Origin of the sequence: Prevotella illustrans, assembly GCF_017426725.1 — a bacterium.
Lineage (GTDB): Bacteria > Bacteroidota > Bacteroidia > Bacteroidales > Bacteroidaceae > Prevotella > Prevotella illustrans.
Genome location: NZ_JAERMS010000006.1, coordinates 1 through 15,035, shown reverse-complemented (window position 1 = coordinate 15,035; position 15,035 = coordinate 1). Strand labels below are relative to the sequence as shown.

Here is a 15,035-nt window from a genome sequence, read left to right as displayed (position 1 = left end):
CTGGGCTAGCTATGTAATCCTGCTTAACGATAAGAGGGTGTATCAAACTGAAGTTTTATGCAATAGTAAACTATAAGTTTATCTACAAGAATAAAAACCAACTACTGAACGAAGACACTCCAAGAAACTGCACTAAACAATTTCTTGGAGTAATTGTCATTTTTTCAAATGCTTCTTTAGTTCTCTTTGTTCTTGCTTGATTTTATCCTGTTGTAATACCAGCTCTGCTTGCCTTTGCAGGGCTTGCTCATAATCGACTACCTTCTGTTGCATCTGCTGAATCGCTTTGGGATTGCGATGTGTTATAAATATGCTGTCAAGATGAGTGAAGTCTACAGTCGTGGCTTTGCCCCGCATACGTAGATAGCGGTAACGCAGGTCATAATCAGAGGCTATTTGCAGCTTGTTGGCTCCCATACCGAAGCACCAACAGCTAACCATAACCAGCCCACAAACCAATATGAGCAGCATACGCTCGGTTAATTGCACGCTGGCAAAAAGTGAGTAGTTCTTGTACTCTACGGGCTTTTGTTGCTCACTGATGAGTTGCTGCAAGGCTTCAAACTTCGGGTCGAGTTTCTTGCTCGACTGCGAGAGTGCCTCCAAAACAAAAAGTTGGTGCTCCTTGATTTTGGCCTGCGTCTCTTTGGAAAGATGGATTTGCACGGTCTCTTGCGTTGTGGTGCGCTCTGCTTTTGGGCTAGCAGACTGTTCTGCAAATGTGGTGCGAAGTTCTGCTTGTGCTTTGCTGATGGCTTTACATTCTTGTTTAAGTTCTTCGAGAATATCAAGAACAGGTGCTATTTCGTTATTCATACTGATATAAATTTGATGTGATTAAATTCTACGTTTACGATTAGCTCTATTGCGAAGTTTCTTTTGAAATCGAAGTTCATCAACATCTACGCCAGTACTTGGTGTAGGCATGGATAACACTTCACTAATTGCTTCGGATAGGTCGGTAATAAAATTGCTTTCATCTACAGGATGTGCCATAGGCTCATTTTGTAGATTAATTTGCTCTTGTTTGTGAGAATTTCGTTCTATCTCTGCATTGAGGCGCGAGAAAGAGTAGGAACGGTCTATCTTTGAGCCACTGAAACTGAAACCGTCCTTTACAAAAATGATGCCTTGCACTACATCTGTATTGCCTTTTATTTTGAAACGAGTGGTAATGCCTTGTTTGTCTAAGTCTTCGACAAATTCTTTCCAATTCTTCGATTTGGACAACACAGCTTTGATGGCATCGAAAATCTCATAGCGCAACTTGTCTTCACCTCGCAATCGGTGACGGTTTACCGCTTTCTTCCCTTCCCCAACAGTCAAGCCATAATGCTCGGTTAGTTCTCGGCAAATCTTCGTGGAGCGATATTTCTCGTTGCAGTCGCTGATGGTCTTACCATCATTGCCGATACGGTTGATGCAAATGTGTAAGTGCGGATGCTGGCGGTCGCTGTGCCTTACGATAAGGCTCTGTGTGTCACCATAGCCCATTTCATGAAGATATTCGTTGGCAATCTTCACCATCACATCATCTGTCAGTCGCTCGGCATCGCTGGCAGAGAACGAGAGTATCGTATGGCAGACGGGCTTCTGCACGTTCGGGCGCATAGAGGCTTGAAGAGTGAACTCGTCGGCGCATAGGTTTTGGTCGATAAAACCAATGTTATTACTCACTAAAACCTTAGCTTTTCCTTTCTCTTTGCTAAGCATATAATTGATAACTCCTCCGAAGTCTGCGCCTTTGATAATCTTGGCAATCATAGTTTCAATCGTTTCATGAGTTCGTGAATAAGTTGTTTCAGCGCATTCAGTTCTTCGTTGAGTGCTGAGATACCGAAAGCATTGAGTCGATGGGCAATCTGGTTAAGATTGTTTGCCATGCCCGAAACCGTACGGATGAGTTGCATTTCTTCGGGTGTGATGCGCGCCTTGACCTCTGCTTTTGTGATGAGCCGTCGCAAAAACTCAGTACGAGTGATGGATGCCTCGCGCGCTTTGCCCAACAGAGTGTAGTACTCCATGGTGTTGAGCCGTAGAAGTACTTGGTATTTTCGTTTCTCTGATAAGGTCTTGGTGGGTCGTCCACCTTTATTCTTCTGTTCCATACTTTTATTTTTTGATGAGACCAACGGGATTTTTATCTCCCAATGGTGGGAGCAAGTAGGTTTTGAGATACTCAAAACACAAACTTGCTTCCCAGATACACGCTATCTTCTGATGCCACGCTTCGTGGTCGGTAATAAAGGCTGCTTTTCTTTGAGTTGGGACTTAGAAACGAGCCATTCGTTGAGGTCTTTGTATGTTCGGTAGCGAACAGAACCATCTATGATTTGTGGGTAAAACTGCTTCAAAACTTCAAACGATTTTCGTCCTGCATCATCATTGTCCAGAAAACTCTCAACTTGCTTGTAGCCTTTTATCTTCTCTTGAATACGTGGCAAAAGTGCTAAAGAGTTAAGCACGATGGCATCGCAGGTGGAAGAAGGATGGAGCGTTTGCCATGAAAGAAAGTCCATGAAGCCCTCAAAGATTTGCAAGCATTCAGTGCTTCTTTTAATCGTTGTAACAGCCTTTGGGGCAATACATCCTTTGAAATACATATTGCGGATTTCCCATCCCAAAGCATCGTTTACAAATCCAATGGCATAGTATGTCCGTTTCATATTTTGGAATAGAACTTCCGAGCAGTAGGCGCTGGCTATGGGAAGAGGAATAGCACGTGCTGCGAGATAGCGGAGCAAATAGGGATTGGAGAGCGGTTGCGCAGATAGGATTTCCAACTTGCGCTCAGAGAAATTTCTCTTACCGCCAAAAGAAAATTCTTGATGCGCTACTTGTTTAGCACCACTCAAAAGCCTGACGGCTTCGTTGATAGTGCAACGATGTAAAGCGCATACAAGGTCGATGATGTCGCCATGTTCGCCCGAGCCGAAGTCGTACCACTGGTTGCGCTCTGTATTGACTTTGAAGGATGGTGTGCTTTCATTGCGCAGCGGAGAGTAGTACCAATAGTGAATGCCTTGTACTCGTGCTGGCGCATAGCCCTGTTGTTGCAAATAATTGGTGATAGCGATTTGCTTGATGTGTTGTATTTCCATTGTGATGTTGTTTTAAGTTGAAAGGATATAGCCCCAGCCTTTTTCTTTTGGAGGCTGGTTGATTGTTGTTTGGTCGGACGGTCGTACACTATAGGCACCCATTTGCGACCGACCAAACTTATTTCTCTTTGGTCGGGTTGATTCAGGTATATATAGCCTGTGTCCGACCGACCAAAGGTTTTAGGGTAGATAGTCTTGGTTGAGCCGATATTTTCCTCGTTCTTCCTTTATCAGCATACCTTTGTTGAGCAGAAATTGTAGAAGTTCTTTGATTTTGGTTTGCCCATAAGATTGCCCTACGACCTCCGCATAAGCCTTTTTGAGTGCTACGATGAGTTCGCCATAAGGCAATACTTTGCCCAAAGAGAAGGCTTGTATCAATGCTTTTCGATGTTCCGTGTCGCTTAGCTCGTGATAGGAATGGCGATGGGGCTTGAGCTCATTGTCCGTGTAAGTCGAATCGATTTCGGGAATGCACACCTTATCTTCCATTTCCTTGAGCCGAAAAGCAAATTTGTCGAAGGGTTTGGAACGAATGATGGCAGGGGCAACAATGCTTCGCTCGGGCTGTGTGTTGTCCTTCGTGATTTGTAGGACGGTCTCTGCCTTGTTGTTGAGTTCGGTGCCGATATGCCCTCGTGCGTTGTCGTCGCCTTTGTTGAGGTGTAAGACGGTTTGAATGTGGATGTTTTGCTCGCTCGTCCACTGCATCAAGTCGCCCACCAATTTAGTCGCCTCCGTTGAGTTATTGATATCAAGCATCAAATCACGAATGCCGTCAATGACCACCAAGCCCACGTTGGGCGTATGGTAGATGGCGTAGCGGATTATTTCTCTGCGCTCATTTAGGTCGGCAATGGCTCTGAGGTGACTGAATTTCAAATGTTCCGGCTCTCTATCAATCGGTAGTCCTCTGCCAATCGCAGAATGCGCTGCATCACGAGTTGGCAATGGTAATGACTTTGTTCTGTATCAAAGTAAAGGATATTGCGTTTACATTCGGGAAATGATGCCCGATACTCCAGCACCTGACCATTGACAAGGGCTGCTGCAACGATAGCACTCACATTGAAAGTCTTTTTTGCTTTCGCCTTTCCTGTTGACACACTGAAATTACCCAGTGTGCCAATGATGGCTTCTCCTGCTTGCAGTACAACTGGAGGAAGCGTAAACTCGTCCGTAACGTGGATAAGTGAGGCTTTCCAAATATTTTCATAATCCGTAGTGTTCATCCTCGCCCTCCCATCTTTCGTCCTGCCAATTCAAGTGCAAGGTCAGCATCAACAATAATCTTACGACCCACTTGTGTTATGGCACGGTTGATTTTACCACTCTGCTTGATACGGTTAGCTGTGGGCAGACTGCACCCAAAGAGACGTGCAATGCCAGCCAAACCATACACATATCGCTTTTCTTCTTTGGAGGAGGAAACCTTTGCTACTTCTCCTCTCGCGGACATATTGCCATGCTGTGCAAGGAAAAGTAACTCTTCGCCCGTCATCTGCCAAACAGGTTTGCCCAATAATTCGTTTGTCGTCATAACTCGATTGTTTTGAAATAAATAACTCGCCCTTGCGCATAGGGCATTCAGTCAGCTCTGACGGTACAAAAGTAGAGGGCAAAAAGCCTAAATCAAAGACTCATAGAGGTAGCGGGAACAGTAGGGGAATTTCAGGAAATCAGAGGTTCTCAGGAACAATTATAGAACTCAGAAAAGGGAAGAAAATCAAGGTTGGTAGCAACTCATAAATCATCATTTCAATACTCTTTTAGGTCGACGATGTCTTCGTCAGAATGAGAATCGTTTCTCCACAGTGTTAAAGCTGAATTTTTTTCGTTTTATTCAGTATAAGTTCATATCTTTGCACTTGTAACAGATATAGAAATAATTCCATGGGACAAAAGACAGAGCATAGCAACCTTATTAAGGAGCATTTGAAGAAGCGAGGCATTACTCAAACATGGCTCGCCAAAGAGTTAGGTATGAGTTTCAGCATCACCAACGCCTACGTTTGCAATCGAAAGCAACCCAATCTTACTATTATCTTCAAGGTGGCGGATCTGCTTGGCGTGTCAGTTAAAGATTTGGTAAAGTAATGATAGTATATGACGACAAATACAAAAAACAAATCTTCTCGGTATTTCATGCATAAATATTGGGGAAAAAAGCCTGCAGCTGGCTTAAGCCATTTGATTGATAAATACACACAGACTGGAGATACGATTATTGACCCTTTTGCAGGCTATGGTGTTTTTTGCTGTGAGGCTTACTTGAAAAATCGTAATGTGATAGTAAATGATTTAAATCCAATTGCTAATTTTATTGCTAGAAATTTATTTTCTAAAGATATAAATATCTCAAATGTAAAGAAAGCTTGGGAAAAAATCAAACAAGACTTCATTCCTTATGCAAAGCTGTGGTATGAAATATCAATTGACAATATCACCTATTTTCCTATTTCTATTTTAAGATCAAAAGATGGTTTGCCGATTCGATTCACTTATAAAAACAATAGAAAAACTTCGACTAAAGAGATTCCGACCAAATTAGCAGAAAAATTTTGTTCATACGAAAGTAATTCTAAAATTTATGATTGGTATCCTGTGGTAAACATAATCGAAAATTCCCGAATCTCAGCATATCCAAATATGAAAGTGAAGGATCTTTTCACAAAAAGAACCCTTGCTTGTCATGCAAAATTATTGTCTTTAATAGAAAAATATTCTTCGGGAGCAGAAAAAGACTTGTTGTTAATTGCGTTTACTGCAAATTTAGCAAATTGTTCTAAACTCGTACCTCCCATAAAAAGTAGAGGTATGCTATCCCAAGGTGCATGGATGACAGGTTTTTATATAGGTAAGACTTATATTGAAAATAATGTTTTGCATTATTTTGAGAATCGCTTAAAAAAAGCCATAAAGGGTAAGGAAAATTATTTAGATGCGCTTTTAGGTAATTTGGAAATAGCCCCAGTGACATCCGATTTAAGGATAACCAATTATGATGCAAAAAGAATACAGCTAGCTAATAATTCTGTAGACTATGTTTTCACAGATCCTCCTTACGGTGACAGCGTACCATACTTTGAACAAAGCATTATTTGGAATTCATGGCTAAAATTATCTCCTGACTATTCACAAGAAATTGTAATATCAGATAGTAATCAACGAGAAAAAAAATATAGTTCTTTTGAGAAAGATATCAATTCGGCAATCTCGGAAATTAGAAGAATATTAAAAGATAATAAGTATTTCTCACTAACTTTCCACTCACTTTCGGGATTAGAATGGAAAGCTGTAAGTAATGCATGCATATTTAATAACTTTAATGTTGTCGATTATGAGTGGCTTGAACAAAAAACATATCCTCCTCGACAACTCAATCGAATAAAGTCTATAAAAGGAGATGTACTTGTTACATTCCGAAAGAACCCAGATCCTGTTTGCTTTCATGCCTGTGATGATGAACAATTCACGAGTATTATAAAAGACTTAATAACCAATACCATTCAAAATGGAATTAATGATACCAATGGTATAATGATGACTATAATGGAATGGGTTTTACGCAACATGATTATTATCGGGAACGTTGACGTCTTTAAACTCTTAAATAACAATTATTCACTTAAAGCCGATGGGCGATGGGGTATTAAATAAGTTCAATACAAAAATGCAAAATAAAACTTATAAAATATGATTCTTAATAAATACGGATTTATTTATTCTTATAAAAGCGAATTATTATGACAAATTTTGAAAAGTGGGACAAAGAGTTTCGTACCCAAAATCTATACGCATTTAATCATAATGAGAAAGCATTACTTTACTTGAAAGTAAGAGCCGTATGCAGAAGTAAACAGATAAAACAATTTGTGAACGATAACAATATTGTACTCAAATCTACCAAAATAGGCGAACAATTTGCCGAATTGTACTCTCTTATGGAGAAAATCCCTAATAGCATGGCTATACTTGATACTTATCTATTTAACAGAAACAATGAGTGGTATCACACAATGGGAGTTGACGAAGAAAAATTGAAAAGTGATCTGCGCAAAATTACAAATTACGAATGGGGAGGTGACCAAGAGAACTCACTTGATCAATACCTCGTTAGAAGATACATCAAAACCATTAGTGATTTCGATATACTCAAAAGTAAAGCAGATGCCATTGCTGCTAATGCTTGGAAATTTGTACAGACGAGTTGGTATAATAATTGGACATCATACCTTATAGAATCTATTTTCAAGAAACATAAACGTGTCCTATCCGCAGTTGGAGAAATCAAGAGTGTTGACTTTTTTATCGACAATAATCCAATAGATTTGAAAGTAACTTATTTTCCTGAAGCTTATTTGCAGAGTAAATTAAAGGAAAAATTAGGGAATAAAGAGATTACATGGCTTAAACATCAAGCTAAGTCATTTAATATTATACCGGACAAAAATCTTTCCGATTCGGAACAATATTATTTCCTTAAAGAAGAACTAGAAAATCATGGACATTCTGCGGTTGTTACAAATCTTATTTCTATAAGAAAGCAAGTTGTCAAAGAAGCACAAAATGAACCAGAAACCCTTATGAAATGGCTATATGAGAATCAAAGTCCTCGCTTGTTTGGTGCAGAGAACCGTTTATTTATAATCCTTATTGACTCTACCAATATGAATCAATCGTGGAAAATGAAACGCGCATTCTCATTAATTGAACCACAAATAAACGCCTATCTAGATACGTTCAACTCTGAATCGTTAAAGAAGATAGATTTTACTTTTAATAAAAAAGGTTATGAGAGCCTCTCCGATATAATTTTCGTTATAAAAGGGTAACTGTAATATGGAATAAGAACGGTTTGTTCTATACATATCTGGATGTTGTTGTATAGCAAAAAGCATCTGAGCAGCACTTAAAGTGGAAATGAGCATTTAGACTCTCTAAAATGTATATTTACCTTTAGCTAATTAAAATAAGGACGGTCTAAATTCATAAAATGTTGTTAATTGATAGAATATTATATATAATAAATGGAAGATATTAAGCAATTAGATGCAAATATTCTTGAGATTCATTATTGGCTTGCCAATGATCGCCATTCAATGGATGCAAAAGTCTTTTATACCTGTCAGCAGGAATTATTGGGACTCATTGAATACGTTGCAAAGCAATTCGGAGTAACAATCAATATTGAAACTTTTCCTTTAGAGGAGGGGGGGATAAAAACTTGGTTGAAAGCAAATGGCTTGTCTTCAGTTGCTATTCCTTTAATTGTTACAATTGTAGGAAATGTTTTAAGTTCTGCTCCATCTGAAGTAATAGGAGTACTTGTCAAACATCAAGTTGAAGAGTATTTGAAGTCTACTGAAGTTAAAGAGTTAGAGAGTTTACGTAATGAAAAAGAAAAACTCATTTTAGAAGCAGAAATCGCAGAATTAAAAGGAAAAAGCACAAATTTTCAAACTCAACACACTGATACGGCAATTCGCGTAAAGCGTTCTAACTACTACCAAAAACTTATTAATTATAAAGATCTTGAAAAAATTAGCTTTGCGCAGAAAGATCATCCACTAAGGAATAGAAATATTTGGGAAGGGACAGTTTCAAAGGAAGATTTTTCATCTTACCAAATTGATTCTTCAGATATAGATCCCGTAGAACACACAGAGGCTATAATTGAGATAGTTGCTCCAATCCTTAAGCGAAGCAAGAGAAAGTGGAGAGGAATATATAAGAAGAAAGATATTTCTTTTAGAATGTCTGATCAAGAGTTTCAAAATGACGTATATTCCCAAAAAATATCATTCTCCAATGGAAGTATAATACATTGTTTATTACTAGAAAAACAGAAAATAAACAGAAACGGAGAAGTTATAACCTCTGAATATGAAGTTGTTGAGGTTGATAATATGTCTATAAATGGAATTCCTCAAGAGGTGATACACCATCGTAAATCTAAAGAGAGACAGGAAGACTATATATATCCTAGCTTATTTGATGAGATGGATACTTAAACCGAAATAATTTATTCATAAAAAATGACAGAAAGGAATAGTAATAACCATCTCTTCATCTACCAAGACTTCAACGGTTTGGTAAAGGTAAATGTGCGCTTTTCCGACGAAGATGTGTGGCTGACGCAAGGGCAGTTAGCTGAAATATATGATACCACACAACAGAATATTGCTTTACACATCAAGAACATCTATGCCGACAATGAATTGGCAGACGAAGCAACTCACAAGAAATACTTGTTAGTTCGAAAGGAGGGCAATCGCAACGTACAGCGCAATATTGATCACTATAATCTTGACATGATTATCGCTCTTGGGTATAGAGTACAATCGCAAGTAGCAACACGCTTCCGCCGTTGGGCAACAGAACGACTGCATGAGTATATCCAAAAGGGCTTTGCGATGGATGACAACCGGCTAAAACAAGGAGGCAACCGTTATTTTAGAGAGTTACTACAACGCATTCGCGACATTCGGGCATCAGAACGCAACTTTTATCAGCAGGTAACAGATATCTATGCCACGTCTGTGGATTATGACCCACGCACAGACCTAACGCGAACTTTCTTCGCAACAGTGCAAAATAAGTTGCATTATGCCGTACATGAACATACTGCAGCCGAGATTATCTACGACCGTGTGGACAGTGAAAAGCCTCTTGTGGGCATGACCAACTTCAAAGGTAACTATATCACCAAAGAAGATGTGAAGATTGCCAAGAACTACCTCACTGAAAAAGAATTGCAACGGCTCAACCTGCTTGTATCGCAATTCTTAGACTTTGCCGAGTTCCAAGCACTTGAAGAACGCCCTATGCGCATGACCGACTGGATAGCTGCTCTCGATAACCAAATAATTGCTCTACAACGCAAACTATTGGAGGGCAAGGGAAGTGTGTCGCATAAAGAAGCCATCGAAAAAGCCGAACGAGAGTTCGCAATATACCGCCAAAGAGAAATGGCACAACTTGAAAGCGACTTCGACAAAATGGTAAAACGACTGCCGAAGAGCGGGCAACCTCCAGCCAAAGAATAGTCAGGATTACTTTGTTAATCAACAAAATATAATGATTGCCTCTATGGATATGATGGATTTAATAGCACTCAAACTAAAGGTCAAAGAGTTAGAAGAAGAAAATTCGAGACTGAAAGAAATGCTTGCTCAACATGGGATAGAATATAAATGTAAGAATAATCCAAAAGAAAGTGAGGCTTTGGAAGCTAAACCTGCACCCACCTCTGAATGCAAGTTAAGTTTGCAAGAGAAAGTTACCATATTCCAAGAGCTGTTTCAAGGGCGAAATGATGTGTTTGCCAAGCGATGGTATAGCTGTACTACCCAAAAGTCTGGCTATCAACCTGTATGCATAAATGAATGGAAGAAGGATATTTGCGATAAGCGGAAGTATAAATGTGCAGATTGTCCCAATAGGCAATATGCTCCGCTTTCTTACGACCACCTATTCAATCATCTTGCAGGAAAAGATGAGTGGGGACGTGATGTCATAGGAATTTTTCCTATACGCAAAGATAATACCTGTTCTTTTCTTTGCACTGATTTTGACGACAAGAGTTGTGAACATGGTTACAAGAATGATGTACTTGCTTTCGTAAAGATTTGCAAGGAATGGAGTGTTCCCTACTACATTGAGCGTTCGCGCTCAGGCAATGGTGCCCATGTATGGATATTCTTCAAAGAGTCTTTGCTCGCATCTAAAGCGAGGAAACTTGGGAATGCCTTACTAACTAAGGCGATGAGCAAGGATATTCATTTATCTTTCAAGTCATACGACCGATTTTTTCCAAATCAAAACACACTTCCTGAGGGCGGATTGGGAAATCTTGTTGCTTTACCATTACAAGGAATGGCTCGGCGTAAAGGGAATAGCGTTTTTGTTGATGAATATTTCAAAGCATATACTGACCAATGGAATGTCTTGTCGAATATAAAGAGAATTTCTGAAGCAGAAGTTGACTTGCTATTGCGACAACATATTGTTCCGTCTTTAGGCGAACTTTCTAAGACAAGTAGCTCTAAACCTTGGGAAACTCCACGCATAGAAAACATAGCATCTGATGATTTTCCCAAGAAAATTACTCTTACACGGGCAAATATGCTGTACATTCCTTTGGCTGGGCTTTCTGCTAAGTGCGTAAACCTATTCAAACGCATGGCTGCTTTTCGTAATCCTGAGTTTTATGAGAAACAAGGTATGCGCCTATCTACCTATAATATTCCACGAGTCATTTCTTGCTCGGAATTGTATGCCGATTACCTTGCCTTGCCTCGTGGATGCGAAGATGCCGTATCCAATCTATTGACACAACATGGTGTGCAGATAACCATTTCTGACAAAACAAATCATGGACAAAGTATTGATGTTTCATTCAAAGGTGAACTCCGAGAAGAGCAACAAAGCGCAATAGAAGCGATGTTGGAACACAATATTGGGACATTATCTGCTACTACAGCATTTGGAAAGACTGTGTTTGCGATTGCTATGATTGCAAAAAGAAGAGTAAACACCTTGATACTTGTACATAACAAAGCTTTGTTAGAGCAATGGAAAGAGCGGTTAGATGATTTTTTGGAAATTCAAAATACTATAGAAGCACCTATTGGGAAGAGGGGGCGGAAAAGACAAGATACTATCATTGGTTGCTTACACTCTGGCAAAAATACATTGCGTGGGATTGTTGATATTGCATTGATACAATCCTGCCTGAATGCGGGTAATGCTAAGGCATTTGTCAAGGATTATGGAATGGTAGTTGTAGACGAATGTCATCATGTTTCCTCGGTTAGTTTTGAGCAAGTTTTGCGCCAAGTAAATGCTACTTTTATCTATGGACTAACGGCAACTCCTATCCGAAAAGATGGACATCAGCCAATTATTTTCATGCAGTGTGGGCAGATAAGATTTTCTTCTTCATCTAAAGACCAAATAGCTAAACAAACATTCAAAAGAACCTTGATATCAAGATTCACCACATATTGTAACATCACCGATAGTCCCCAAAGTTATACTCAAATAACCGAGTCTCTGTCTAATGACAAAGCAAGAAACGAACTTATCGTAGAAGATGTAAAAACTGCGCTTCAACACGGACGTACTCCCCTAATTTTGACAACTCGCACTACTCATGTGAGAGTATTGGCTCTAATGCTTTCACCTTTTGCAGATAATATAATCCAACTTATTGGTGCCGATTCTACTAAAGAAAAACGTTTTGCCTTACAAAAACTACAATCTGTTAGCCAGTCCGAAACTTTAATAATTGTGGCAACAGGAAAGTATATCGGTGAAGGATTCGACTATCCACGGCTGGACACGCTCTTTCTGACTATGCCAATATCTTGGAAAGGAAATATAGAACAATACGCAGGTAGGTTACACCGAGAGTATAAAGGAAAGAACGATGTGCAGATTTTTGATTACATTGATATCCGCGTACCTCTCTGTGATTCAATGTATAGAAAAAGATTGAAGGGCTATATGGCAGCAGGCTACGGTAAGAAAGACGAATCATGTATACAAGAAGGCGAATTATTAAATCAGATATACACCCGCCATAATTTTGAACGAGTATTTCAAAATGATTTGATTGCTGCAAAACACTCTGTAGTGATATCCGTTCCACGAATAAGATATAAATACAAACCTCTTATCATAGAAACGCTTAGCAGCCTTCTGTACAAAGGTATAGAAATTTCTGTTCGCATCAAAGAAAAAGGTTTTAACGAAACTGATTTGTCTAATGGGGGAATAGATGTTGTCTGTAATAATGAGCAGACTTTGCAGTGTGCAATCATTGACAAATCCATTGTATGGTATGGAAATATTAATTTCTTCGGCTTCAATTCTGAAGAAAGTAACACCATGAGAATTGTTGATTATAAAATAGCCAATGAAATGATAGAGATTCTTTATCCCCTTACAAGGTAGAAAGGGGCGAGTCCGTAATAGGTTTGCCTTATTTGAATAATAGATTTTTGGGTGCAATAAAGGGTGTAAATCACGTAATTCGCTGATTTACACCCTTATCTGCGGAGAGAGAGGGATTCGAACCCCCGGTACCTCTCGGTACGACGGTTTTCAAGACCGTTGTAATCGACCACTCTACCATCTCTCCATGGCCTTTCCTTAAAAGTGTGTGCAAAGGTAAAAGATTAATTTGAAACGGCCAAACTTTTGAGAGATAAATTTACGAAAGTATGTTTTGTTCATAAGTAAAGAGTCAAGCAACAAGTACGATTTTATAGCACTTGTTGCTTGACTCTTTGCGCGTAGAATAAACTCTTAGCCTGCAAGGTAAGAGTTGCCAAGCAGATTAATCTACAGCACTATATCCTTTGGTGCAGTTGTGCTTCAGCAGATCCTGCAGATTTTGCTCATGGGCACCATTCTGCATGAAATGTTCTTCCATTTCTTTTTCACCTTCGGCTTCAGCCTCTGAATGCTTAAAATGGATAGTTTTATTTTTAAGTTCTGCAATAGCCCAACCAACAAGGGCCACTGCAACGAAAAGGATAAATCCTATTAATGCTGTGTTCATAATCTATTATAATACTATTTGTTAGCGATAGGGAAGCGGCTTTTGCCGTTTGCCTGCAAAATTACGAATTTTCAATGAATAAATATTGTAAGAATTAAAAAATATAGGGATTTTTTTTGTAATATGGAAAATAGTCATATCTTTGTAAATATTAGGTTATGGCAGGCTGGATTAAGGCTTTTCTGTTTCAGACTTGCATACTTGATATGATTAATAGGAGCATGTTATCGTTCCATTTACTGTAAAACGAAGATTTTCAACTGACCAAGAGGAGGATCGCCATGAAGCAAAACAGCAATAAGATAACAGATGAGAATTTCGATGAACTCTATGAAGACTGCATCGAAATTGAAATGATAGACAAGTTTGTTTGTGATGAAATAAGCCGACAGATCCATCGTTACATCAAAGGAATGTCGGGTTCGAAGGCTATTATGCTCAAGTTTGAGGAGCAATTGTCCAAGTTGTCATTGCCGGAGAAGGAGAATGCGCTGGCCAGATATATCGACCTGAACCGTAAAGCTTTGAGTGGAATGGACTGGAAGATCATCATGACTCGTGCCTCAGCTAACTATTGTGATACCTATTCCTACTGGCTTAAATTGATAAATAATCGCCGCAAGATCATAAAGTATCTACATCGAATGAAAGGTAAATACATTCGTTTCCATACAGTGTTCGAGGAGAATGGAAAGTTTGGAATTAAAGATCATGAAGGCAGCATCCTTGTCCATGCGCTTTATGATTTTCTGCGCACACCTTATGTCTATGTGGATGACCTTTGCACCATGCCTATTATGGCCGAAAAGAACGGAAGAATGGGCTTGATCTTGCCTGATGGGAAAGATACGGTTATTGCCGATTTTGTCTATGATGATATTCAGTTGCGCGATCAGCCACCTTATTTTGAAGCGTTCTTGAATGGAAAGTCTACCTTGATAGACCGTTATGGCGGTAAAAAGAATAATTGATGAGCCTGCAAATTCTATCACGCATTGATCGTTGTAAGCGATAATTTCATGCTTGCTGATTCCCAGTTGCTGAATCTGCAAGTAGAACGAATCACCTTGTTACCGTACTTTGAGAAGTGCCTGCTGTGTTTTGGGGTCAGTAGAAAATTAATGGAGACAGGTTTACAAGTATCAATGATATCTACCGCACCCTGAATGAATTATCTTTACATATACCATCAAAAAAGTGGCATTATTCTGGAAAAGAAAAGAGAAGGACGAAAATAAACGATTGTAGAGCAAGTTTATAAAACGCTGGTTATCAATACATTGTAGTTTTAAGGGCGTTTTCTCTTCGTTTTTTTACCCTTAATCGCTATGCTTTTAGGCCGTAATCGCGGCCCTTTCATCGGC

13 protein-coding genes, 1 tRNA gene and 1 pseudogene are annotated in these 15,035 nt (G+C 39.2%); 7 read left to right on the top strand and 8 right to left on the bottom strand.

The window, feature by feature from the left end:
- Positions 1 to 156: 156 nt before the first annotated feature.
- The 6 genes and pseudogenes from JHU38_RS03335 to JHU38_RS03310 form a co-directional block, all read right to left on the bottom strand.
- On the bottom strand, positions 157 to 816 hold the full coding sequence (locus tag JHU38_RS03335) for a hypothetical protein (RefSeq protein ID WP_107580975.1): 660 nt from the start codon (positions 814 to 816) through the stop codon (positions 157 to 159).
- Positions 817 to 837: 21 nt separating this feature from the next.
- Complete coding sequence (locus JHU38_RS03330; RefSeq protein ID WP_107580974.1) at positions 838 to 1,764, bottom strand: relaxase/mobilization nuclease domain-containing protein; 927 nt, start codon at positions 1,762 to 1,764, stop codon at positions 838 to 840.
- Positions 1,761 to 2,108, bottom strand: coding sequence for a plasmid mobilization protein (locus JHU38_RS03325; protein ID WP_107580973.1), 348 nt, complete (start codon positions 2,106 to 2,108; stop codon positions 1,761 to 1,763). Before JHU38_RS03325 ends, JHU38_RS03330 begins: the two co-directional genes overlap by 4 nt.
- 102 nt (positions 2,109 to 2,210) lie before the next feature.
- Positions 2,211 to 3,101 (bottom strand): toprim domain-containing protein, encoded by an 891-nt coding sequence (locus tag JHU38_RS03320; protein WP_107580972.1) that lies wholly within the window; start codon positions 3,099 to 3,101, stop codon positions 2,211 to 2,213.
- 180 nt (positions 3,102 to 3,281) lie between these two features.
- Positions 3,282 to 4,333: pseudogene (locus tag JHU38_RS03315) on the bottom strand (AAA family ATPase).
- Positions 4,330 to 4,641 (bottom strand): DUF3853 family protein, encoded by a 312-nt coding sequence (locus tag JHU38_RS03310; protein ID WP_107580971.1) that lies wholly within the window; start codon positions 4,639 to 4,641, stop codon positions 4,330 to 4,332. Before JHU38_RS03310 ends, JHU38_RS03315 begins: the two are co-directional and overlap by 4 nt.
- 353 nt (positions 4,642 to 4,994) lie before the next feature.
- On the opposite strand from JHU38_RS03310, the gene JHU38_RS03305 reads away from it, so the two are divergent.
- From JHU38_RS03305 to JHU38_RS03280, 6 genes are all read left to right on the top strand, one after another.
- Positions 4,995 to 5,198 (top strand): helix-turn-helix domain-containing protein, encoded by a 204-nt coding sequence (locus JHU38_RS03305; RefSeq protein WP_107580970.1) that lies wholly within the window; start codon positions 4,995 to 4,997, stop codon positions 5,196 to 5,198.
- 9 nt (positions 5,199 to 5,207) lie between these two features.
- Complete coding sequence (locus tag JHU38_RS03300) at positions 5,208 to 6,761, top strand: DNA methyltransferase (protein WP_107580969.1); 1,554 nt, start codon at positions 5,208 to 5,210, stop codon at positions 6,759 to 6,761.
- Positions 6,762 to 6,847: 86 nt separating this feature from the next.
- On the top strand, positions 6,848 to 7,936 hold the full coding sequence (locus JHU38_RS03295) for a hypothetical protein (RefSeq protein WP_107580968.1): 1,089 nt from the start codon (positions 6,848 to 6,850) through the stop codon (positions 7,934 to 7,936).
- Positions 7,937 to 8,131: 195 nt separating this feature from the next.
- The gene (locus tag JHU38_RS03290) at positions 8,132 to 9,115 is read left to right on the top strand and encodes a hypothetical protein (RefSeq protein WP_107580967.1); all 984 of its coding nucleotides are present in this window, start codon (positions 8,132 to 8,134) and stop codon (positions 9,113 to 9,115) included.
- A 24-nt stretch (positions 9,116 to 9,139) separates the two neighbouring features.
- On the top strand, positions 9,140 to 10,150 hold the full coding sequence (locus JHU38_RS03285; protein WP_107580966.1) for a virulence RhuM family protein: 1,011 nt from the start codon (positions 9,140 to 9,142) through the stop codon (positions 10,148 to 10,150).
- 49 nt (positions 10,151 to 10,199) lie between these two features.
- The gene (locus JHU38_RS03280) at positions 10,200 to 13,061 is read left to right on the top strand and encodes a TOTE conflict system archaeo-eukaryotic primase domain-containing protein (protein ID WP_369917234.1); all 2,862 of its coding nucleotides are present in this window, start codon (positions 10,200 to 10,202) and stop codon (positions 13,059 to 13,061) included.
- 102 nt (positions 13,062 to 13,163) lie between these two features.
- On the opposite strand, the gene JHU38_RS03275 is transcribed toward JHU38_RS03280, so the two are convergent.
- Both JHU38_RS03275 and JHU38_RS03270 read right to left on the bottom strand, forming a co-directional pair.
- Positions 13,164 to 13,248, bottom strand: a tRNA-Ser gene (locus JHU38_RS03275).
- A gap of 198 nt (positions 13,249 to 13,446) precedes the next feature.
- Entirely contained in the window at positions 13,447 to 13,671 is a 225-nt protein-coding gene (locus JHU38_RS03270; RefSeq protein WP_107580964.1) for a hypothetical protein, read from the bottom strand.
- A 281-nt stretch (positions 13,672 to 13,952) separates the two neighbouring features.
- Between JHU38_RS03270 and JHU38_RS03265 the strand changes: the two genes are divergently transcribed.
- Positions 13,953 to 14,642, top strand: a complete 690-nt coding sequence (locus JHU38_RS03265) for a hypothetical protein (protein ID WP_107580963.1) — start codon at positions 13,953 to 13,955, stop codon at positions 14,640 to 14,642.
- Positions 14,643 to 15,035: the final 393 nt, after the last annotated feature.